Annotated in this window: 18 protein-coding genes; 2 read left to right on the plus strand and 16 right to left on the minus strand. The window is 47.7% G+C overall.

Features of this window, described 5'->3' with window-relative positions:
• Positions 1-172: 172 nt before the first annotated feature.
• Positions 173-772 (minus strand): nucleotide exchange factor GrpE, encoded by a 600-nt coding sequence (grpE, locus tag JMX98_RS06240; RefSeq protein ID WP_201585332.1) that lies wholly within the window; start codon positions 770-772, stop codon positions 173-175.
• A 526-nt stretch (positions 773-1,298) separates the two neighbouring features.
• Here grpE and JMX98_RS06245 point away from each other — a divergent pair.
• Positions 1,299-2,699 carry an alpha/beta hydrolase gene (locus JMX98_RS06245; RefSeq protein WP_201585333.1) on the plus strand — a complete coding sequence of 467 codons (1,401 nt, stop codon included), beginning with the start codon at positions 1,299-1,301 and terminating at the stop codon, positions 2,697-2,699.
• Between the two features lie 24 nt (positions 2,700-2,723).
• Here the strand turns inward: JMX98_RS06245 and JMX98_RS06250 are convergent, their stop codons facing one another.
• The 10 genes from JMX98_RS06250 to fmt all read right to left on the minus strand — a co-directional run bounded on the left by JMX98_RS06250 (position 2,724) and on the right by fmt (position 13,595).
• Positions 2,724-2,981 (minus strand): hypothetical protein, encoded by a 258-nt coding sequence (locus tag JMX98_RS06250; protein WP_201585334.1) that lies wholly within the window; start codon positions 2,979-2,981, stop codon positions 2,724-2,726.
• A 223-nt stretch (positions 2,982-3,204) separates the two neighbouring features.
• Entirely contained in the window at positions 3,205-3,687 is a 483-nt protein-coding gene (locus JMX98_RS06255) for a hypothetical protein (protein WP_201585335.1), read from the minus strand.
• A gap of 95 nt (positions 3,688-3,782) precedes the next feature.
• Entirely contained in the window at positions 3,783-4,742 is a 960-nt protein-coding gene (locus JMX98_RS06260; protein WP_201585337.1) for a TIGR01777 family oxidoreductase, read from the minus strand.
• A 260-nt stretch (positions 4,743-5,002) separates the two neighbouring features.
• The gene (locus JMX98_RS06265; RefSeq protein WP_413786521.1) at positions 5,003-5,665 is read right to left on the minus strand and encodes a fatty acid desaturase family protein; all 663 of its coding nucleotides are present in this window, start codon (positions 5,663-5,665) and stop codon (positions 5,003-5,005) included.
• 252 nt (positions 5,666-5,917) lie between these two features.
• A complete protein-coding gene (locus JMX98_RS06270) occupies positions 5,918-6,547 on the minus strand; it encodes an L-threonylcarbamoyladenylate synthase (RefSeq protein ID WP_201585339.1) in 630 nt (209 codons plus the stop codon).
• An 89-nt stretch (positions 6,548-6,636) separates the two neighbouring features.
• Entirely contained in the window at positions 6,637-7,869 is a 1,233-nt protein-coding gene (gene dprA / locus JMX98_RS06275) for a DNA-processing protein DprA (RefSeq protein ID WP_201585341.1), read from the minus strand.
• A gap of 64 nt (positions 7,870-7,933) precedes the next feature.
• Positions 7,934-9,031 carry a LysM peptidoglycan-binding domain-containing protein gene (locus tag JMX98_RS06280; protein WP_201585343.1) on the minus strand — a complete coding sequence of 366 codons (1,098 nt, stop codon included), beginning with the start codon at positions 9,029-9,031 and terminating at the stop codon, positions 7,934-7,936.
• 341 nt (positions 9,032-9,372) lie between these two features.
• Positions 9,373-10,794: a threonine synthase gene (thrC, locus tag JMX98_RS06285; RefSeq protein ID WP_201585345.1), complete on the minus strand. Its 1,422-nt coding sequence runs from the start codon at positions 10,792-10,794 to the stop codon at positions 9,373-9,375.
• 58 nt (positions 10,795-10,852) lie between these two features.
• A complete protein-coding gene (locus tag JMX98_RS06290; protein WP_201585347.1) occupies positions 10,853-12,424 on the minus strand; it encodes a transcription antitermination factor NusB in 1,572 nt (523 codons plus the stop codon).
• Between the two features lie 85 nt (positions 12,425-12,509).
• A complete protein-coding gene (fmt, locus tag JMX98_RS06295) occupies positions 12,510-13,595 on the minus strand; it encodes a methionyl-tRNA formyltransferase (RefSeq protein ID WP_201585349.1) in 1,086 nt (361 codons plus the stop codon).
• A 252-nt stretch (positions 13,596-13,847) separates the two neighbouring features.
• Here fmt and JMX98_RS06300 point away from each other — a divergent pair, with 252 nt between their 5' ends.
• The gene (locus tag JMX98_RS06300; protein WP_201585351.1) at positions 13,848-16,724 is read left to right on the plus strand and encodes a response regulator; all 2,877 of its coding nucleotides are present in this window, start codon (positions 13,848-13,850) and stop codon (positions 16,722-16,724) included.
• A gap of 377 nt (positions 16,725-17,101) precedes the next feature.
• Here JMX98_RS06300 and JMX98_RS06305 read toward each other — a convergent pair whose 3' ends face one another.
• From JMX98_RS06305 to yidC, 5 genes are all read right to left on the minus strand, one after another.
• On the minus strand, positions 17,102-17,776 hold the full coding sequence (locus JMX98_RS06305; protein WP_105244450.1) for a riboflavin synthase: 675 nt from the start codon (positions 17,774-17,776) through the stop codon (positions 17,102-17,104).
• A 513-nt stretch (positions 17,777-18,289) separates the two neighbouring features.
• The gene (ribD, locus tag JMX98_RS06310; RefSeq protein WP_201585353.1) at positions 18,290-19,345 is read right to left on the minus strand and encodes a bifunctional diaminohydroxyphosphoribosylaminopyrimidine deaminase/5-amino-6-(5-phosphoribosylamino)uracil reductase RibD; all 1,056 of its coding nucleotides are present in this window, start codon (positions 19,343-19,345) and stop codon (positions 18,290-18,292) included.
• A gap of 68 nt (positions 19,346-19,413) precedes the next feature.
• The gene (gene nrdR / locus JMX98_RS06315; protein ID WP_058369796.1) at positions 19,414-19,872 is read right to left on the minus strand and encodes a transcriptional regulator NrdR; all 459 of its coding nucleotides are present in this window, start codon (positions 19,870-19,872) and stop codon (positions 19,414-19,416) included.
• A 113-nt stretch (positions 19,873-19,985) separates the two neighbouring features.
• Complete coding sequence (gene mnmE, locus JMX98_RS06320) at positions 19,986-21,443, minus strand: tRNA uridine-5-carboxymethylaminomethyl(34) synthesis GTPase MnmE (RefSeq protein WP_413786523.1); 1,458 nt, start codon at positions 21,441-21,443, stop codon at positions 19,986-19,988.
• 175 nt (positions 21,444-21,618) lie between these two features.
• Entirely contained in the window at positions 21,619-23,301 is a 1,683-nt protein-coding gene (gene yidC / locus JMX98_RS06325; RefSeq protein WP_201585355.1) for a membrane protein insertase YidC, read from the minus strand.
• Between the last annotated feature and the right edge of the window lie 25 nt (positions 23,302-23,326).

Below are 23,326 nucleotides of genomic sequence, written 5' to 3' on the forward strand. Positions count from 1 at the left end.
TAAATATAACTACTTATATCTTCAGACCATAGTCGGTCACTTATTGCTATATATCGGTTTGCCTGTCGGTTTTTTCAAGGCAATCATCAAGCAAAAATTGTCTTTTGTGTGATTTTTTGTCAAAACCCTTTATATAAGTAAGGTTTAGATGCTTAAAATCAAGTAAAAAATCCTACTGACCCACGCGTACCATCGCTGGGCGTAGTAGGCGACCATTTAGGCTATAGCCTTTTTGTAGCACTGTACCGACCACATCAGCGTCGGCATCGGCATCGATACCCACCGCTTCGTGAACATCGGCATTGAACTTTTCACCTTGTGGGTCAATCACTTCGATACCGTTTTTGTTGAGGACAGACAGCAGGGCTTTGTGCGTCAGTTGCACGCCTTCGGTAACCGGATCGCTGGCGTCGGCGTTTTCAATCGCACGCTCTAGATTATCAACGACTTCCAATAGCTCTTTGGCAAATTTTTGTAGGGCAAATTTTTTGCTTTTATCGGCTTCTTGCTCCATGCGTTTTTGCGCATTGTAAGCTTCGGCATTGGCACGGGCGGTGGTCTCACGGGCCTGCTTGACCTCGCCTTCGAGCTCAGCAATACGTGCTTTGAAAGTGTCGATATCGATTTCGTTGTCGATAGTGACGTTTTCAGCTGAATTGTTTTTTGGATCAAACTCTTGCATGGTTTCTTCTAAAATACTGTCATTATGCTCGACATTGTCGTGCGCCACATTGTGCTCAGGGGATTTGTGGTTATTGTTTTGCTCGCTCATGATAGCTCCTTAGAATTTTAATAATGACGATTGATGTATGGCACAACAAACCTGCTGGCAGCAAATCATGCTGTGCTCTTATTAGTCTGCGCTTTTATTAGATAATCAACAAATATCACTGATTTTTTGCGAATATGCTTTGATAGCTGATTGATAAAGGTGATGAGGACAAATTTCAAGCCTTGCGCTGAGGATTTTTTCCCATTTACAACAATTGCTGTACCAACGAGCGTGGGACTAGAGATATGGCGCTGACAACGGCATAAACAGTGAGGCCAAACATTGAAACAAAACGTTGGAACAAACAGGCAAATCTAGCCAATCTATTTTGCAAGAGGTACCCTCCTACTGGTATTGATTTACCTTTATAGCTCACACCCACTACCAAACCTTCGGTTTATTCCAAAATTTTTACGGTTTTCATTCAATCCATTACCAAAATATACTCAATTTTGTTTTCTTTTGCTTTACTATGGCCAAAAACATCTGTTATTTCAAACACTAACCATCATGTATCCGAGGTGTTATGTCTCACTCAACCATATCGCTCAACACCTTATTAAATAGAGCGTTGATCAATCTAAAGCGCTCAAACGAGCTAGCGCCTGAGATAGAAGCTGTACCAAAAGATAGCGCTAAGCGTCAATGCTTTGCGTTAAAAAGCACGTGTTTGGGTTATCAGCAAGTCGTTCATCATCAAGCGCATACCTTGCATTATGCGATAAAAGGGCTGGGTTATTTGCCATTGCCGCTATTAGAAAGTTTGGTCAGCTACCTTGGCGGCCCGACTTCTAAGCAATACTTGCATGCCGATGCCCATCTACGGCTGATTTTGGCGATAAATAGTAAGCTAAAAACCCCGCTTGAGCTGACGCCGATGCCTAAGCTGCGCGAAAGGTTCGCTGCCGATGCCGTGGCCATGCAGTCTCCAAAGGTATGGCAACAGACGGGCGATACGCTGATGAATAATATAAAGCGCTTTCGCAAAAAAGGTGAGGTCAGCGTTCGTTGGTCTGATAAGGTGATTGCAAATGCTGATGATGGCGATATGACCATTCGCTGCTATCAGCCAGACGCTAGCACTTATAGAAAGACAATCAAAAAAGGCAGCGTGCACAATCCTGATGAGACCGTGTTGTTGTTTTTTCATGGTGGTGGGTTTTGTATCGGCGGTATCGATACGCATCACGAGTTTTGTCATGCGCTGAGCCAGCAGACTGGCTGGCCTGTCGTCAGTGTCGACTATCGATTGGCACCTGAGCACCCCGCCCCAGCCGCGCTAAAAGACTGTATCAGCGCTTATGCTTGGCTGGCCGAGCATTGTCATATGTTTGGCGCGCTGCCATCACGTATTGTCTTGGCAGGCGACAGCGCAGGTGGCGGCTTATCTACCCTTATTGCTCAGCAGCTCACCGCCCCTGCCAAACAAGCTTGGGCAGACTTAGGCGAAGCGGGGCAAGATATGTTTGCGCTGTTAGAGCGTCTGCCTCAACCACTTGCACAAATGCCGCTTTACCCTGTTACCGATATCGAGACAGACTATCCAAGCTGGGAGCTATACGGCGAAGGCTTGTTGTTAGATCATGACGATGTGGCGGTGTTTGACGCGGCATGTCTAAAAAACAGCCCCTTACCCCGACAACACATTCTCAACTCGCCTATGCTGGGGGACAACAGCCACGTCTGCCCCACTTATATCGTCACCTCAGAGCTGGATGTGTTACGTGATGAAGCTTTTGCGTATGCAGAGCAACTAAAGACACATAGCATATCGGTGAGAAATTATACGGTACTTGGTGCGCCGCATGGTTTTATTCACTTTATGAGCATTCATCAGAGGCTAGGATTAGAAACCCGAAAAATCATCCACGGTTTTGCCAGTTTTGTCCGTGAGGTCATTCGTGAGCAGGGGCAGTTAGCGGCCTAATGACTGACTGCTTTGGCGCGCTGACTATGACGACGGCTCAGCAACGGCACCACTGGGCGTCAGGGTAATCATCCAAATCTCAGAGCGTGAGCCCAGTCGAAACGGTACCGGCCCAAAGCCATATCCCGATGTCACCAAAAACTGCGTCTCCCCTACCACCTTAGCGCCATAATGTAGGGGCGCAAGCCCGCGCATCAATAACGTCAATGGAAATATCTGGCCGCCATGCGTGTGCCCTGCTACATGCAAATCTATCGGTAAAGAACTGATTTCGTCTATCATAGCTGGCCTTTAGACGCTCTTTCATCAATGCTTCACGCTTTTTACATAAAACCTCATATAGTCGAATCCAAATAAACCAGATGCATGGCGCTCGGGTCGCTCAAAGTAGCGTGGCTATTCATTTAAACGCGGAACTGGTATAAATCAGTTATATGGTTTCACGTGAAACACCTCTAAGTTAAAACCTCTCACAGCAAAGTCAAATATATCCATTCGTTTAGCGCTACGATTTGGGAGTCGTTAAACCGCCTATTATGATGGCGCTACATAACCCTGACATACCCACCAATGTCGCCAAATAAAAGAGCCCAAGATCTACCGAATCCGCTATCAGCATTACGATGAGGCTAAACGGAACAGTCGCCATAAATCCCAATACTCCTAACGCAAGCCAGCTTTTGATTGTTTTAAGATGCAGCTTAAAATATATAATGACACCTGCAGTTATCAAAGCAGGAAATAGACCCGCTATCATCTTGAAACCAAGACCTTCGAACATGTTTGTTATGAAGTACTGAAAATCAAACCCTTGCATATTTCTTGGCAAAGCGCCGTCCAGCAAAAACAATATAAAATTCATCGCATTGGCCCCGATCCACCCACCAAGTAGTGCGAAGCTGACAACAATCCTTAACCACGGATAAGGCTTGCGATCGTACTGTTTTGTTAGTGTGATACTTGAGTCTTTGCTTTTTTTGACAGCCATAATTAGGCACCAGTTTTATCATATCAATGCGGATGGTGAACGGGTTGTATTTGTTTCACATGAAACAACTCCGTAGACCGTTCTTTTATTTAGCGCTATTTCGCCTCTAAGGCTTGCATGAGCGTAGGATATCGAAACTCATAACACGCCGCTAATAACGCCTGTGGCAATACTTTTTGACCATCAATTAGTAGTGTCGACATCTCACCAAATATCAGCTTTAGTAAAAATTCTGGTAAAGTAAAGAGTGTTGGACGATGTAGCCAGGTACCTACGGTTTTGGTAAAAGTATGATTGGTCACAGGATTGGGCGCAGTTAAGTTGTAGACCATGGCTGGCGTATCATTTGTGACTTTTAGTGAATTATCATTTGTGGTTTGACTGTTGTCATAATCAGCAAGGTGCTGCTCAATGATAAATATCACAGCGCCGACCCAGTCTGCCCGACTGATCCAGCTCATGATTTGCTTGCCATCGCCCAATTGTCCACCAACGCCCATTTTAAATGGGGTCAAAAGCTTGGCAAGCATCCCGCCATCAGGATGAATCACCACACCAGTGCGCACGATTGCCACAGGCACACCATGTTCAGTGGCTTTAAGCGCTAACTGCTCCCAATCATCACATAATTTATGAGCAAAATCTGTCTCAAAACCACTACTTTCTGTCAATGGTTTATCGCCTTGTGTGCCGTACCATCCTATCGCTGAACCACTAATCAATAATTTGGGGTTGCTGCGACTGCGAGCGATAAATGCCAACAATGCCTCAGTAGGCCGGATACGGCTCGCCATCAGCTGCTCTTTGCGACTATCGCTCCAGCGCGAGTCGGCAATACCAGCCCCCGCTAGGTTTATTATCACATCAAAGCTTTTATCAGTCTTTGTAAGCTCATCATAAGTCATCATAGCGATATCGTCAGGGTGTGCCTGGTTACTATCACGCGTCAGCCAAGTGACTTGTAGTACCTTTTTTCGCTCACGATACCGTGCCATGATTTCGTCGCTAAATGCTCGACCCAAAAACCCTGAACCACCACTGATTAAGATATGCATGTCTGACTCCTTATTCATGTCGCCAACTATCTGTATCGTCAACTCTTTGCTTAAGATAAACGCTGTCTCTCCATCATCGTCTTCTTTTACCGTGATATCAAAACGACTTTCACAGGTGTTTGGTAACGTCTTTTGGTCTAGGACATCTCTTCAATTCAATCAATAGTCATCTAAATGGGTTAAAAATAAAGACATGCCCTAGTGACCAGCACCTATAAAATAATTGGCCTTCTTTTATCCATTTAGAGATCTACTCGTCTCTAAGCAAAACGCTTACGGATAGGGCATTCACTGTCATTACTGTTTTGGTACGTGTCTTTTATGGCACTCCAGCGACGCTTCATGCGCTTTATAACGGTAGTGCGGCTGGGTAGTACAGGCGCATTGGTCAAGTGAGGTGCGGCTGCGTCCAAACGCTTGGCAAGCGCTGGCAAATGGTTGGATGGTATCGCAGGAAACAAATGATGCTCTACATGATAAAGTAAATTAAATGTCAGCAGATTTACCAGAGGGTTGCGCTCAGTGCGAGCTATCGTCTCGTCACAGTCATGATGCACGCCCCACACAGCGATGATACCGACACTGGCATTGGCCAACATCATCACCACAAGATGGTATAGTACCACCTGCCCAAGCACCGTAGACGCAGCAAACACGCTCATCATCAGGGCGCCCATGATCACCAATGCTATCAATCCAAACTCTAGCCAAGCCAGCATCCTATGACGGCGACTGCTCAAGCGCAGCCCTTGACGGTAGATAGCCAACCGATACGTGATACCGCCGAGCAGTGCTTGCTGCCATGATGCCTTTGCCAAATGACCCTCAACGTCGTGATCGCCTAATGGGTCTCGATGATGCGCCATGTGAGTGGCTCGGATACTATGTAAGCTGGTCATCAGTAGCACACTAAGCAGCAACAAAATAGCAGTGGTCAGACGCCGACCTGCACCTAAACTATGGTGGTAACCATCAGGCGCTTGACGAAAAGCGGCGGCAAAAAACAGATAAGACGCACAGCACCCAAGGAAAATTTATACCAGTTCCACGTTGATATATAATGTATCTTTTTCATTTAGAATCGACTATAAGACGATATATAGTCAGATTAATACAAAACCCAGTCCAACCTACTTATGCCGTGTGTCTGATTTTCTGTAAAGCATGAGTGGGCGCTAACGAATAATCAGACCTGTGCGCGCGTCACGGATTTGGCTCGGCAGCGTATACCCCAAGGTATCAGCCTGTAAGTAGCCAATTTGCTCAGAAAAATACGCATAAGCTTCAGAGAAAGTCATGGCAGGCGTCTGGCCTGAAGGGTTACAGCTGGTGGAGACCAGCAGGCCAAAAGGGTTTTGCTCACTGACCAACTGCTGGCACAGCTGCTGGATAAGCGGATGAGAGATGACCCGTACCGCCACAGTTTTATGCTGGCCGGTTATCCAATGAGGGATACTGGTGCTTAGTGTTTCCGGGATAGGCAATAGCCATGTATGCGCTTGTTGATACTGCGGCTGGGTGTTGTCGCTGTCCGTCTGCCAGCTTGCCAAAATAGGCTGACGCTGAGCCTGTGTTAAAGGTGCAAGCAACGGCGCTAAACGCTCGGCACTATCGGTAATGACAATCATGCCTTTGGCGATTGGTCGCTGTTTGATGGTCAAGATGCGCTGTACGGCGGCTTGATTATAAGGGTCACAGCCGATACCCCAGACACTTTCGGTTGGATAAGCAAGTAGCTGGCCATTTTTTAGCCAAGTAGCAGCTTGGCTGACAGAGTCGGCCAAAACGGAGGAGGATGGTTTCATGATGGAGGTACAAAAAATAAAAAGGTAGAAACTTATCATACCACAGCAAAAAGCCAATCTAAGACAGCCACTCGCAAAAATAGCATTTTTTAGACACGCAAGTAACGCCCGCCTTGTACGCTGATGAGACCCAATAGCTCAAGCTCCATCAGCTGCCCGATCAAAGCGGGTGCTTCAAGCGTGGTGGCCAGTAACAGCGCATCCAAATCTTGCCCATGCCAATCAAGCTGCTCATATACTGGCTGCAAGTGTTTGGGAGCCACAGGGTCCGGGTGATGAGCTATCGTAGATGGCAGCGGGCTTTCTGCAGTATTGGCAACCTGTGCTGATGGTGTGGCGTTATCATTATCAGAAGGTGTGCGTTTGTTCGGCGGTACGCGACTATCAAAACCTTTCTGGTGGCTAAGCTGACTGCTGACATCTTCAATAACCTGCTGAGGATGATAAATCAACGTCGCCCCTTCGCGTATCAAATGGTGGCAGCCTTCAGCATTGCTATTGTCAATATGGCTTGGCACCGCAAAGACTTGCTTGCCTTGCTCTGAGGTCAAGCGCGCGGTGATCAGCGAGCCACTTTGAATGGTGGCTTCGGTGACGATGGTCGCTAGACTGAGTCCTGCGACCAAGCGATTACGGCGTGGAAAGGTATGCTTGTGCGGCGGCGTATGCGGTAGCAGCTCACTGATGATACAGCCGCCCTGCTCGATGATTTGACTAAATAGCTGGTCGTGATGATTGGGATAATTGACATCAATTCCTGTGCCCATCACCCCAATCGTCCGGCCTTGATGGGCTAAATCTGTCTGTGCCAGTGCGCCTAGATGTGCGCGTTTATCCACACCCATGGCCAGCCCGCTGGTGACAATGTAGCCTGCCTGCGCTAAGTACTGCGCCATATCAAAGGTGATTTTTTGTGCGTGGGCGGTGGGCTTGCGACTACCGACGATGGCGATTTGGGCTTGGTGCAGACGAGAGAGATTACCGCGATAAAACAACACTGGCGGCGGATCATATATCTGTAGCAGCTGGGCAGGATAGTCCGCTTGATCGGCAAACAGTAATCCATAGCGTCCTTCTACGCGTGCTTGTTGGATTTTGTCGATATTAGCGCGTGTTTGCGCTGGCTGCTCATGGCGTTTGAGATGGGTATAATGAATACCCAGCTGCCGCCAAGCCTCTACTGTCGCCGTCCACGCCATCTGTGCACTACCAAAGCTCGTCGTCAGCTTGTGATAAGCAGATAATGACGCATTCACCTCATACCATAGCGCCACTATGGCGCGCTGCTCGTCTGATAAAGAAGGAGTGACTGCTGTCATCATCGTTTGGCTCGCCTCCGCTAAGATCGGGTGCTCATCTCAAAACCTTGTACTGTATTTGGCGTGTTTATAAATATGGCGGCGGTAATAACTGATCACCGACATTCAGTGGTAGCTCAGAATCCAGTACATAGGCATAGCTGATATGTTCAAACGTATTAAAAACCATCAGCATCCCACTTGGCTCGTTTGGCAAACGCACTGGCGTATCATTGTCTCTGATATCACGCACCAATGGTCCTTTTTGGTACACAGTCAACACATCACCAGGTTTGGCACCATGCGTACTACCAAGGTTGATGGCGACCACGCTGCCTTTTGCTGCGGAGCTGATCGAATCCATCACTCGTACGATCATACCGCCACGACTGACGCTGGCTGGGGTTGGATAAAACACAGGCGGGATAGCATTGTCTAATTCTACAAATACCCGATCACCTTCGCGCACTTCTTTGCCATAGCTGTCTGTCAGTTGCAGGCTGGTGACGCCGTTGCTTTCTGTCGATGTCACTAGGCCTGTGGCCACTTGGGTGACTTCAAGACCGATGACTTTTTGGGTTTTTGGCTCGACGTATCTCTCACCTTCACGGTAAATGCCATAGCGTTGCCCCACGATCAGTGGTACGCCTTTGGCATAGACCTTATCACCACTGGCGGTGATTAAGTTGCGGTTTTTAGAAGCCAAGATGTATGGCGTGGTATTAAAATCTTGTGGATCGACAATAATGGTCTTATCGAGCCAATGCTGAATCGCTGACCAAGGAATAGGAGGGATACTGTTGGCCGTTGAGGTCACAGTGACCGCACTGGCGGTGACATCACCCGTCAACTGCTTTTCGATTCCTGCACAGCCTTCGCCCGTATCGACACCGACCAAGGTTTTACCCTGAATCACGCACAAGATAAGGATGTCGTTTGGGTAGATCAGATGTGGGTTTTTGATGTGTTTATTGGTTGCCCAAATCTCTTTCCAGCGCCATGGGCTGTCTAAGTAGCGCCCAGAGATATCCCATAAGGTATCGCCTTTTTTGACGATGTAGCGATTGGGGGCATCGGCTTTGATGGTAGGTGGTGGATTATTGGCGTGGGCAGTACTCATTAGCATGGCACTGCTAAATGTCGTGATCAACAGTGCTTTTGCTATCTTTTTTAAGCTCATCTTCATTGTTATATCCACAATATGTACCGCTGTCGCCGCCTTAACAAACCCTACTTACGTCTATACCTGTCAAGCCCTTCGATTATATATTCGTAGAGACTCAGCGCAGTTTACAGACACAGCAATGCAATTATTATGACGCCTATTGGGCAGCTGTTTTTTGTAATTGACTGATGTTTATGGCTAAAAAAGCGTCTAGCACGATGATGACCTGCCGACGCTGTTTCTCATATTACAATTATATCTACCATAACACAATCATAAACACTTTATTACAATGCCGTAACCTTTATATGGATGATTTCCTAGATTTACTTTTTACAATGAGCGTTAAATACCTCTATTAATTACGCTGGGCTTGCCGTTACATGTTGACGAATTTGTTCAGCGACCAGCTCAGCGTCATTGTCTAATACCACGACATGCTGCGGCAAGTCCTCTAGCCCCTCGGTATGCGCTGGACGAGCAATCTGAATTTGCCCAACAGCCTCAACAATGGTATCGGCAAACTTTACAGGCAAAGCAGTCTCGGCACATACAATCACTTCGCCTGCGCGTTGTAATTCTTTAGCGACTTTAATCCCATCGGCAGTATGCGGATCAACCAACTCACCATGCTGCTCATAAAGCGCCTTGATGGTTTGTAAGCGGTCGCTATGGGTGGACTTGCCAGCAGCAAAACCATAACGTGTGCTAACTGCTTCCATCAAATCAGACAAATCAAACCCCTGGCCGGATTTTACGCCTTCAAACAACGCATGGACGCGCGCGCTGTCTTTGTCGAGCAGCAAATAGACAAAACGCTCAAAGTTAGAGGCTTTTGAGATATCCATCGATGGGCTAGAGGTCACGTAAGTCTGCTCAGCTGGGCGCGGCTGATAGGCACCTTGATTAAAGAAATCATTGAGCACATCGTTTTCGTTGGTGGCGACGATAAGGCGATCGACTGGCAGCCCCATCTCACGAGCAATGTGACCGGCGCAAATATTGCCAAAATTGCCCGATGGTACGCTAAAGCTGACTTTTTCGTCATTGCTTGTGGTGACGGCAAAATAGGCCTTAAAGTAATAAACGATTTGCGCAAGGATACGGCCCCAGTTGATCGAGTTCACCGTACCGAGATTATAATCGGCTTTGAATGCCGCGTCCTGTTGCAGCGCTTTGACGATATCTTGACAGTCATCAAACATACCGTCGATGGCGATATTATGGATATTGTCATCAGTCAAACTATACATCTGCGCACGCTGAAACTCACTCATCTTGCCATGCGGTGACAGCATAAAGACTTCGATATTTTCTTTGCCGCGTAGCGCATACTCCGCCGCACTACCCGTATCACCACTGGTGGCACCAATGATGGTAATCCGCGCGCCTTTCTTTTTCAGCACGTATTCAAAGGCATTGCCCAAAAACTGCATAGCCACGTCTTTAAATGCCAGCGTCGGACCGTTGGACAATCCCAAAATATACAGGTCGTCTTCAAGTTTGCGGACAGGGACAATCTCATCAGAACCAAATACGTCAGCGGTATAAGTACGCTCGATGATATCTTGCAAATCAGCCGCTGGGATATCCGTGGCAAAGCGCTGCATAATCGCCATGGCAAGCTGCGGATAGCTCAGCGTACGCCACTCATCAAGGGTAGCGCTATCAATGCTCGGATACTGTTCAGGCAGCATCAAACCGCCATCTGGCGCAAGCCCCATCAAAAGCACATCACTAAAATCCATCGGTGCTGTCTGACCACGGGTACTGATATATTTCATGAGATTGTCCTGTCTACAATGATTTTTTTCAATATTTAAAACGGTTTATTTAGCAGTTTTATGCCATTGTCTTCTGTAGCAGCGCATAATAAAAACCATCGCCACCATCGCGATCTATCGGCAAGCACTGACGCCCGATCGCTTGTTCGATACCCCAACTACACGCCTCGGTAAACGCAACCGCCGCCGCATCGTCATGACGACTGACAAAGTCTTGCATTTGCAGGACGTTTTCTTGCTTTAAAATAGAGCAAGTCACATATAACAAGTAACCGCCGACTTTGAGCTGTGGCCATAGGTTTTGCAAAATCTCTGCTTGCAATAACGCAGTCTGCTCAACGTCCTCTTCGGTACGCAAGAGGCTGATATCTGGATGACGACGAATCACGCCGGTCGCCGTACAAGGCGAATCCAGTAATATAGCATCAAATACGCCGCTGTTTTTAGCAGAATCTTGCTTTTTAGACGCACCAGTGCGCCAGCGGGTTGCATCGGCGCAGACGATATTTAGGGCAATACCACTGCTACTTTGTGCCAAGTCTGTCTGGGTAAAGTTAAGGCGCTTTAGGTTGTCATAAATACGCTCGATGCGCGATGCTTCGTTATCGATAGCGGTGAGCTTAATGCCCGTAGGCACTGATGTCGCCGCTGTATCGTCTTGTTTCACGTGAAACAAGACTGACGCATCTTCAGAGCTCAATAATTCTAGCCAATGCGCCAGTTTGCCCCCAGGTGCCGCGCAAGCATCTAAGATATGCAGCTCATTATTATCCAAGCCCGCCTGAGACTTATCAGCGCTCACCCTACTAATCAAAGCACGATAGATAATCGGTGCCGCAAGCTGCGCGTGCATGTCCTGTACACTCACGATGCCGTCAGCGAAGTCAGGCAAGGCGCTGACAGCAGTGCTTTGGCGTAGCCGCAGACCTGTAGTCGCTAGGGTAACGGGCGCAGCGTCAGAGGCACTGGGTAAACAAAAACCTGTGGTCATCTCGGTCGGCTCTGTCTCAATCTCTGCCCCGTTTAGCGCTTCTTGATACTCTGTAACTGAGGTGGCCGCCGCGTTTACTCGTAAAAACATCGGGGCTGACTGCCGCAGTCCTTGTGTCAGCGCATCATACTGATCGCTCCAGTCTTGCTTGAGCTGATAAGCAAGCCAGTTGGGCAGGCTGTGGTTTTTATTGCATTTTTTGCGAAACTTATTGGGGTTTTTGGCGACCTTGCGCAGGATGGCATTGATAAGACCAGTCGCATGAGCAAAGCCGACCTCTTTTGCTGCCTCCACCGTTTCGTGTATCGCGGCGTGGTCAGCGACTTCTAGATACAGTAGCTGCACCAGACCGACCTGAATGGTGGTACGAACCTCGACTTCATCGATAGGGTTGTCCGCCAAACTATCCAGCAGCCGCGCCAGTGCATGCCACTGGCGTAAGGTCGTCAAAAGTAGCGCATGGGCAAACCCTTTATCACCATCGTGCAAGCTGTTGAGCAAAGGGTCAAGAACGCTTGCCAACGACTGCCCATTTTGAATGGCCAACAAGGTACGTATGACTCGTACGCGGACACTGCCATTCATAATCAGGTTGCTTGAGGGTTTATGGTTTTTAGACGCAGGGCTGGGATGTCTCATTGAGTTGCTGTTCCTTGACGTATGCGCGATAGCGTCTGATAAAGGTTAGATAACTTATAACTAAAGTACATTAAGCTTAATTGAATTAGTTTGATTCTTTGGTGAACTGGTCGCCATCATTTAATTGGTTGCCATGGCAGACTTGCTCTGCTGTCATCGGCTTGCCACCTGCAAACTGCAGATGAGTAATGGCCAATGTCCCACTCGCCTGCTCAGTATGACCGGCCGCCAAGCTATCGTCTTTGCCACAAGCGACCAATATCGCTTTGCGTCCAACACTGATGATGGTACCAGCGGGCAATTCGGTTTGCTGCGAGGGGTTGACAGGTAGGCTGGCCAAAATCTTCACACGCTGACCATTGAAAAAAGTATAAGCGCCTGGCCACGGTGTCAGACCACGAATTTGACGCTCAATCATCGTCGCCGATTGCGCCCAGTCAATCTCGCCTTCGGTTTTGACAAGCTTTTCGGCGTAATTGGCTTGACTGTCATCTTGCGCGGCGGCTTGGGCTTGGTAATGCGCCAAATCTTTTAACACAGTACCGATGGCGTCCGCACCCAATGTTGCCATTTTGTCGTGTAGGCTGGCTGCCGTGTCATCAGCGGTGATAGGCGCACTGACTTTGTAGAGCATATCACCGGTGTCTAGTCCCTGATCCATCTGCATAATGGTAATGCCAGTCTCACTATCGCCTGCCAAGAGTGCACGATGGATGGGCGCTGCACCACGCCAGCGCGGCAGTAGCGAAGCATGAATGTTAAGACAGCCATAAGTAGGTATCGTCAGTACGCCCGCAGGTAGTATCAGCCCATAAGCGGCAACAATCATCACATCGGGCTGATAGCTACGCAGCATCTGGCGGGCTGCCATGCCTTCGGTGCTCGATTTTTTAAAGGTCGGTGGCTGCTCTACCACGATATCATGGGCGAGCGCCACTTGCTTGACCGCTGAGGCAGCCAGTTTTTGCCCGCGGCCCGCTTTGCGATCAGGCTGGGTATAAACCGCCACAATCTCTATGTTGAGTGCTTGTTGCTGGGCAATGAGCGACTCGAGGCTGACCGCCGCAAACTCAGGCGTCCCAGCAAACACCACACGTAATGGCGTGCTAGAAGTCGTGTCGGCAAGGCTAGATGAGGAGGATAACTTAGAAGCAGGAGCAATTGTCGTCATAATCATGCATTATATAGGGTTCGGTGCTTCATTATAGGTGAGTTTGGCGTATTGTGCCATGATTGTAACCTCGCCTACTCAGCGTTACTTACGAGGTCTTTTCGCTTTATAATAGGCGCTATAGACAATAAAATAGCGATTGTTTTGCTATAGATAACCGTCATTGGTTATATTAAAGACATTGACTGCTTTATCATGGTAGTTGTCATGCCACATTTATCCTGCTAAGTGACGATATAGGACCTCGCTTTCATGCAACAGTTTCAGTCCTTACAGCGCTTATTGTTATTTTATGTCCTAACGTTGCTGGTGATGCTAGTACTGTATTATGTTATGTTGTTTGATGGTATGAGGCAGTATCAACAGCAGCACAGCGTCGATACTTTTTTTACCTTACAACACGAGCTCACTGAGCATGCTGTGCTACGAAACGATGAGCTAAAGGGAGTTTTGGCGCATCCGGCACTTAACGGCATCAGCTATCAGCTTATCTTTATGCTGCCCTCCGGACAGACATACATTCATCGTGATACCCGTCCGAACGAGCCTGCGTTTTCGACAGTGACGTTCCCGACTGTCACAGCCTCTGCTCAGAATAATGGCGCTTATACGCTCAATGCGCGCAATCTGGCGGGCACCATTGAGCTAGATAGTGGCCAACGGATATATATGATATTGCGTCATAAGCCGCTTGATATCGACTGGACCTCTTATAAATACTGGTTGCCACTGATGGCAGCCACTGCGTTGTTTATCACTGCACTGCTATACATGCTCAAGCGCCGCACCAACTGGGAGCAGCTATTACGTTATACGGATAATTTGAGTGATAATGCAAAAGAAGCCTATACCCCACCGCCATTTTTAGAAAGCCAATCGACTGGGGAGTTTTTACGCTTAGGTCATGCGCTCGGCCGTATCAATTATCAGCTACACAACGACTATCGCCGCATCAAAACCCTCAAGCACCGTCTTGAGCGCCTGATTGAGCAAGCACCATTACCGATGGCAATGATCATGCGCCACGGTCAAATCAGTTTTTTTAACCAGCGTTTTGAACAAGTCTTTATCAGACCTGCGCACAGCAGTGGCAGCGAGCAGCTGACAGACTTTGTCGCTGGCAAAGACGACCCCACCCAACAACTACTACAAAGGCTGGTTAATCTGCGCGTCACGCGTACGCTAACGGTGCTAGGAATAAAAGACCAACAAACCTATCAGCTGCATGTGACGCCATGGTTTGGTGAGCATGGACAGGTGCATGGCTTTACCGTTTTGCTCAATAATATCAATGAGCTGGCCAGCCAAACAGAGCAGCTACGGCTAAAAAACCAACAATTACAACAAAAAGTCGATGAGTTTAGCGAGCTGCGCTCCATCATGGGGCATAAACTGCGACTACCGCTGGAGTCTTTGATAGACACACTCGAGCCTATCGACCCTAGCACCTTGACCGATAAGCAAAACCACACGCTTGAGACACTGATAAAAACCAGTCACTATATGCTCACCACGCTCGACAACATGCTAGATATCGGCGATATAGAGGTTCGAAAAACCCGCCTGAGCATAGCGCCTGTCGATATTTATAAGCTTGGACAAGAAGTGGGTGACGCGGCCGTAGATGATGCGCGCCAGCAGGGGCTAGAGCTTATTTATTTCTTTGATCCAGAGTGTCCACGTGTGATCGATACAGATCATACTCGCCTGCGCCAGATATTCTTAAATCTACTTCATAATGCGATCAAGTTTACTCCCTCAGGCTACGTCGCCTTGGCGATCGATGCTATCAGTCCTGAGCAAGTATCTCAAATCAATAAAGGCAGCCTACTACCGATCAATGAACAGGTAAAAGCGCAGCAGCCGCACTACTGGGTACGTTTTAGTATCAAAGACTCAGGCACAGGTATCGATATCGCCAAACAGCATCAGTTATTGAGTTATTTTAATAAACAAAGCCCGTCCCTTCAGCAACACAACAACCTCGCTTATCACCATGGTATCGAAGCGGGTTTGGGCTTAAATAACGTCAATAGTTTTGCCCGTTTGCTTGGCGGTTTTATTGAGCTAAAAAGCGCGGTCAATAAAGGCAGCACCTTTAACCTCTATCTGCCTTGTCGGCAGCCAAGTTATCAGCCAATTTATCACCCACACCAGCACTTACAACATATTCATCTTATCGCCGTGGTCAACCAGACCTTGCTGGCCGATTACTTGCGCCGCTTGTGCCACTGTTTATCGATTCCAGCGACGATCTATACCGATGTTGATAGTGCCACCATCGAGCACTTGGCCGAGCGGCTTGGCAAAGACGCCCAGAGCCTAGCGCCCATCTTGTTATTGGATTATGAATACTACACTGACCACACCGCCATAAACCTCTCTGACCCAGTGGCAGAGCAAAGCGACAAACTGTCCGCCGAGACCTCTATCAACGAATCGAAGACCGCAGCAAAGAGCCCTGCATCAAAGACACAGGCAACCAAAGAGCGCCTGATACTGGCCAGCAACGATAGACGCCAAGCACTACATGACTTATTGTCTAAAAAATCACTGCCTAAGATTTTGTGTAGCATGAAGCCTGAGCGCCGTATTCCCTCTGCCCTGCTGGATCAATGCGATGGTTTTTTATTAAAACCCCTAGATAGTGCCCTCCTGCTCTCTGAGCTGACACGACTAACGTTACCTGTTCGGCAAACCTTGACCACCCAAACGCCAAAAAACGACATGACGGTGGCCACTCCCCTACACAAGGATGACGTAGAGCCACTGATACTGGTGGTAGAAGACAGCCCAACCAATCAAAAAATCGCCTGTAAAATCTTAAGTAAACTGGGTTATCGCAGTATCGTAGCAGAAGACGGCCAACAAGCGCTTGAGCAGCTAAAGGCGCAGCGGGAGGATATCTCGCTTATTTTGATGGATTGCCGTATGCCAGTCATGGACGGGCTACAAGCCACGCAAGCGATTCGCGCGCAAGGGGATGATATTGCAATCGTCGCCCTAACCGCGAACAGCTCAGACGAGGATCGCGACGCTTGTATACAAGTGGGTATGGACGAGTTTTTATCCAAACCTATCAATAAGAAAAAGCTCGAGGCTGTGCTAAAACATCTGATAAAACACTAAAATCCCGCTTACTATAGTCGATGCACTCTAAAAAGCGCATAGCGCTACTGGGATGAATTTTGCGCAGCCTTTGGGAACGCAGCACGCAAGTAAAATTTATACCAGTAGCGCGTTTAAATTTATATAACAGTTTTATTTTCAACTGACTATATATCTGTATCTATATCCAAAAAAAATAGCGGGTTAATATCAAAATATTAACCCGCTACCTGACTGGCCTTTGTGCGCATCGTATAGTAAAAGCAAGGCTAATAAGAGTTTTTGCATCCTCTGTCAGCAACGGCACAGCACGCCAGAAAACGTTTATCAGCTTTGCTGGTTAATCAATGCCTGACTCTTTTATTTAGAATCGACGATACCTACGCTTTAGCTTATCACTACTTCATAAAACCATTATCGGCTAAGAATGCCTCGGTGATTTGGCTTTGCGGACTTGGTGCGTTTATGTCACCAGCTTGCGACTTATTTAACAAACGTTCCAAATAGCGGGCGACGATATCTACCTCGATATTTACCTTACTGCCGACCAGCCAGTGTTTGGCGATATTGGTCACTTGCGCCGTATGCGGGATGATATTGAGACAAACCACATTGTCACGTACTAGGTTGGTGGTTAGACTGATGCCATCGACAGTGATAGAGCCTTTGGTCGCAGTATAATGCGCCAGCTCTTTTGGGATCTCAATCTCGATATAGATAGAGCGCGCGTCTTGTTGCAGTTTACTAACGCGGCCGACCCCATCGACATGACCTGCGACGATATGACCACCAAAGCGCGTGGTGGGTAGCATCGCTTTTTCCAAATTGACGATATCCCCAGGCTTTAGGGTTTCCAATGCAGTACGAGCAATCGTTTCACGTGAAACATCGACAGAGTAAGATTTATCGCCAATCTCTACCACAGTGAGGCAGATACCATTTGAGGCAATAGAGTCGCCCAATTTGACATCACTAAAGTCTAGCTCGCTTGACTCTATCGTCAAGCGTATGTCACCGCCGGTAGGCTGCATGGACGTGACTTTTCCAACACTTTCTATAATTCCAGTAAACATAGAGACCTCGTATCCTAATTTTTTGCTGTTATAAGCGTTTAGTAATAGTGACGATTATTACAATGGTATCCAATAGATGATAAATGCTAAATGATGACTACTTATCAATAGACAATAAATGAGCATTGCTTTTATCCAAATATTCCCTAAAAGCACTGTCTTTTAAGCGTGTAAGGGGATAAGTTGTGGATAAGTAACAATAAATCAAGCCCTTCTGCGATAAATCCTTATTTTATACAGAGTTATCCACAAACCTTTGCATTTTTACTATTACACTATCAACAGCATGATATTAACGTAAGTATATGATTTTTATTACTTATTGATAAAACAAACAGTAAATCAGGGCCCTTTAGTTTCACATGAAACAGAGTTATACACAGTTTCATGTGAAACAGGTGCATCCTTCAGGCAACGCCACTATCTAGATAACTATTTGACCCTTTATCTATAGAGCAGGTATCTTGACCTTAATATCCAAGGCTTGTGGATAAGGTGTTTATAACTTATGGTCTATAAAGGATACAACGTCAGCTTAAGATCAGGGCCGAGTTGCTCATGGCCGCTCATGTTAAAACGTAATTGTTCAGATAAAAACAGCGGATGAAAATTCACCATCGGCCGCGCCGCTGCACCCAATAGACAAGGCGCTTGATAGACAATCAGCTCGTCTACCAGTTGTTGGCATAAAAAACTACCTGCGACGCTAGCGCCCGCCTCTACCAATACATCATAGCATTGATGCTCACTGACCAGATGCCTTAATAGCTCGGCTAAATCGTCCTTACGCCAATACAGCGTATCTGCGCGGCGGCATAGTTGGTATTCTGATTGCGCGTTGTGCGCTAAGCGCTGACGTCTATCAAGCACTACAACCTTAGGAGCCGGAACTTGCTCAGCCGGCACGCCCAACTGAGTAGAGCGCACGTTGAGCTGTGGATCATCAGTAACGATGGTCTCACTGCCAGTGATAATGGCGCCACTTAGGGCGCGAAGCTTTTGTACGTCCTCACGAGCCGCTACCGAGGTAATCCATTTTGACTCGCCTGTCGCCATCGCAGTACGGCCATCGAGACTGGTGGCAATCTTAAGCCGAACGTAGGGCATCTGGGTGCGCATCGCCTTTAAAAACCCATGGTTTAATGCTTCTGCTTGCTCTGTCAATACGCCAACAGTGACTGCAATGCCGGCCTGCTCTAACAGCTGTACGCCGCGCCCCGCTACTTGCGGATTGGGATCGAGACCAGCTATCACCACCCGCTGTACGCCTGCCTCTATCAAACCTAAAGCACAAGGCGGCGTACGTCCTGTATGGCTACAAGGCTCTAAAGTCACATAGGCGGTGGCACCAACCGCTTGCGCACCTGCGTCTTTGAGGGCAAACACCTCTGCATGAGGCTGGCCTGCCTTAGGATGAAACCCTTGCCCGACCACCATTCCTGCCTGAACAACCACGCAGCCTACCGCCGGATTGGGTCTTGTGGTATATAGTCCTTGCTTGGCTTGCTCAATCGCCAGCATCATAAAATAGCGATCTTGTGTAGCTTGTGCATGGTTAGAATTCGACATAAGAATTGGCTTCATTTATAAAGAATATGTAGGGTGTGTTGAACATTCAACCATGGCACTGACAGAGACTATTTTTCATTGGGGCGAATATTGGCAATCTCTTGATGAAACGCATCGATATCCTGAAAATCGCGATAGACACTGGCAAAGCGTACATAAGCGACATCGTCCAGTGTCTTTAGCTCACTCATGATGATCTCGCCCAGCACCTTACTACTAATCTCGCGCTCCCCCATTTGCCTGACGCGCTTTTCGATTCGGCTAATCATTGCCTCTTGCTCATCAATGGTGATGGGGCGCTTTTGTAGCGGCAATAAAATAGAGCGGCGCAGCTTTTCGTTGTCATAGGGCTCAATCTTGCCGCTAGATTTGATGATACGCGGCATCACAACCTCCACCATCTCAAAGGTGGTAAAGCGCTCTTGGCAGCTATTGCAAGAGCGGCGGCGACGCACCTGCGCACCCTCTGCCGCCAGACGCGAGTCAATCACTTTGGTATCTGACGCGTTACAGTAAGGGCAGTGCATAGCGTTTCCTTATTTTGATATTAACAATACATAGCGTCATTTATGAGGCTGAGTTTGATAGCTGACGTACTTTAAAAAGTTGATACGCGAACTTAAATAGCCAATCAGTAGCATTATTTGCCAATACAAAAACTACCAAATATCTTACCTAGTAAGTCATCAGCACTAAACTTTCCGGTGATCTCACCGAGGCTTAGTTGTGCTTGACGCAGGCTCTCAGCCACCAGCTCCCCGGCTTGAAAGACCGTCAGCTGCTCATGCGCTTCTGTTAAGTGCCCAGCTGTCCGTCTAAGCGCATCTATATGACGCGTACGGGCGATTAGGCTATTCTCTGGTGGATGAAAACCAACCTTAGCACACAATGTCTCGATCAATGTCTCGATACCAGCGCCTGTTTCACATGAAACATTGACTTGCTCATAACCACGCTGAGTGATTTCGTTTTGTGAGCTCGCCATTTGCGCTTTATCGTGGGCATCAGTGAGTAAGTCGCTTTTATTGGCGATAATCAGTAGTTTTTTGGCCTCTGGGAGCTTACCAAATAACTGCTCTGCCAGCTGTAGCGGTGTGCTGTCTTCTGCAAGGTCGCGGCTGACATCGTAGACCATCAGTAGCATATCGGCTTGTGTGATTGCGGTACGCGCGCGCTCAATTCCGATGCGCTCGACAGTGTCGTCGGTATCGCGCAGACCTGCAGTGTCGGTGAGGTGAAGGGTCAGGCCGTTGAGGACGACGGTCTCTTGTAGCGTATCTCGCGTGGTGCCTGCCACATTGGTCACGATGGCGCGCTCTTGCCCTGCCAAACGATTAAGCAAGCTTGATTTGCCCGCATTAGGCCGTCCTGCCAACACCACATGAATCCCATCGCGTAACAGCTGGCCTTGTTTTGCCGTTGCCAGCACTTGCCGGATTTTATCTTGTGTTTGCTCAAGCTTGTCTTGAATCACGCCATCCGATAAAAAATCAACGTCCTCTTCATCAGGAAAGTCGATGGCAGCCTCGACGTGCAAACGCAAATGAATAAGTTGCTCTAATAGCTGATTGATCTTTTGCGAAAACTCGCCGCTGAGCGAGCGGATGGCACTACTGGCAGCAGCGGCACTGGTTGCATCAATGGCATCAGCGATTGCTTCTGCTTGCACCAGATCCAATTTATCATTATCAAAAGCACGATAAGAGAACTCCCCTGCACCCGCTTGCTTGGCACCCAACTCAAACACGCGGGCGAGCAGCTGGTTTTGCAAAATCATGCCACCATGCCCTTGCAGCTCGATCACATCTTCACCTGTAAACGAGTGCGGGCCTTTGAAGTACAGCACCAAGCCTTCATCGACGATGGTACCATCCGCTTGATAAAATCGGCAAAAACTGGCCATGCGCGGTGTAAATGCTGTCTTGCCCGTCAGCTGACACGCAATATCATATGCACGCGCACCTGATAACCGTATCACGCCGACACCGCCGCGCCCAAGCGGCGTCGCAATAGCAGCAATCGTAGCCAATCCTGATGGATGAGGCGTATTAGATGTAGCAGGTACGGCTTGCGCCAGCTCAAAAGAATCCACAATCATTCTCATTAGTTAAAAGTCCCATTATAGACGGCTAAAGAGCGACTGACAAAGCCAAACTTAATATAGCAAATCTTGCGTTTACCGGTGTATGACAAAGCGATTGTAAAATACTAACAAATAAAAAAACCACCGCCGCTGCGATGGTTTTTAATGAGGACTAAAAATGTGAAGTGATTTAATCAAGTACCTTAGCGGTACGACGTTTTTGTTCTTCTTCAACTTTTCTGTTGACGATATATTGCTGCGTCATACTAAACAAGTTGTTCACCGTCCAATAAAGCACCAAACCTGCTGGGAAGAACAACATAAAGGCGGTAAAGATAATTGGTAAAAACTTCATTACCTTCGCTTGCATCGGATCAGCTGGCTGCGGGTTTAGCTGCTGCTGTACAAACATCGATGCACCCATCAACAATGGTAAGATAAACCAAGGATCCATCGCCGAGAGATCTTGGATCCACAAAATCCAAGGCGCGTGACGCAGCTCCACACTCTCAACCAATACCCAGTACAAGGCTAAGAAAATCGGCATTTGCAGCAAGATAGGCAAACAACCCGCCATCGGATTGACTTTTTCTTCTTTATATATTGCCATCATCTCTTGCGACATTTTCATGCGATCGTCGCCGTACTCTTCTTTTAGTGCCTGCAGTCTTGGGGCGATAGCACGCATCTTCGCCATCGAATAGTAACTTTTATTCGAAAACCACATAAGAGCTATCTTCACCAAAATCGTCAGAACAATAATGGACCAACCCCAGTTGCCAATGACTTTATGAATGCCATCAAGAATCGCAAATAAAATCTTAGATATTGGCCACAATAACCCATAATCAACGGTCTGATTGAGCCCTACGGCGACTTCTTTAAGCTCAGACTGCACCTTTGGTCCTGCGTACAAGGTTGCATTGAGCGTCACTTGCTTGTTTGGCGCGACATTGACAGGCTGGCTATTAAAGCCGATAAAGTAGTCGTTACCTGTCTCGCGGCTAAAAAACTTACCCGTGAAGTTGCTAGGCGTCCAAGCAGAAACAAAGTAATGCTGCACGATACCCACCCAGCCTTTGTCACTGGTAGTAGTCAGCTCACCGTCGTTGAACTTACCAAACTTTAGCTTATTATAAGGGTCGTCAGGCGTACCCCAAGCACCGCCTAGATAAGTCGCCATGCTGAGCGCGCCTTTATCAGACATACCAGGATCTTTGCTGTCATCACGCTTGAGCTGCGCAAACATTTGCCCTTGCCACGCATTGTTAGAAGCGTTTTGGATTTGATAACTGATATCGATCGGATATTTATCTTGGGTAAAGGTAAAGGTCTTAGTGATCGTTACGCCATCTTTTTTGTAAGTGAGCGGTACCGATAGCGTCTGCTGGCCTGCTTCCATCACATAGTTATTGGCAGTGTGGCTATAAACCGCGCGACCTTCTGCGGTGTCGATACCATCTTGGCCAATCAGACCCGACTGCGCCACATATACCCGATTGTTATTATTCTCTAATAACACAAAAGGCTTATCACTATCGAGCGTTGCATCATACTGTTTGAGCGCAGCATAGACGATATCACCGCCTTCTGGGTTGATTTTTATATCATAGCGATCTGTGGTGACTGTGATTAGACTTGTGTCTGTCACTGGCGCGTCAGTGACGCCGCTCGCATCTACAGGCATCGTCTGTACTGGAATGTCACCTGCTGCACCAGTGGTAGACGGGATGTCAGCACCCACTGAGGTGATAGTTTCTGGCACCGTATCTACAGCTGGCGCATCGGCATAATCATCTCGCCATGCCAAAATCAGCAGATAAGCGGTGATTAGCATCGCAATGATGATCATCACCCGAAATATCTTTTGCATAAATCTTTCCTAGATTGAAAAATTA

The organism is Psychrobacter sp. HII-4 (assembly GCF_904846595.1).
GTDB classification, from domain to species: domain Bacteria; phylum Pseudomonadota; class Gammaproteobacteria; order Pseudomonadales; family Moraxellaceae; genus Psychrobacter; species Psychrobacter celer.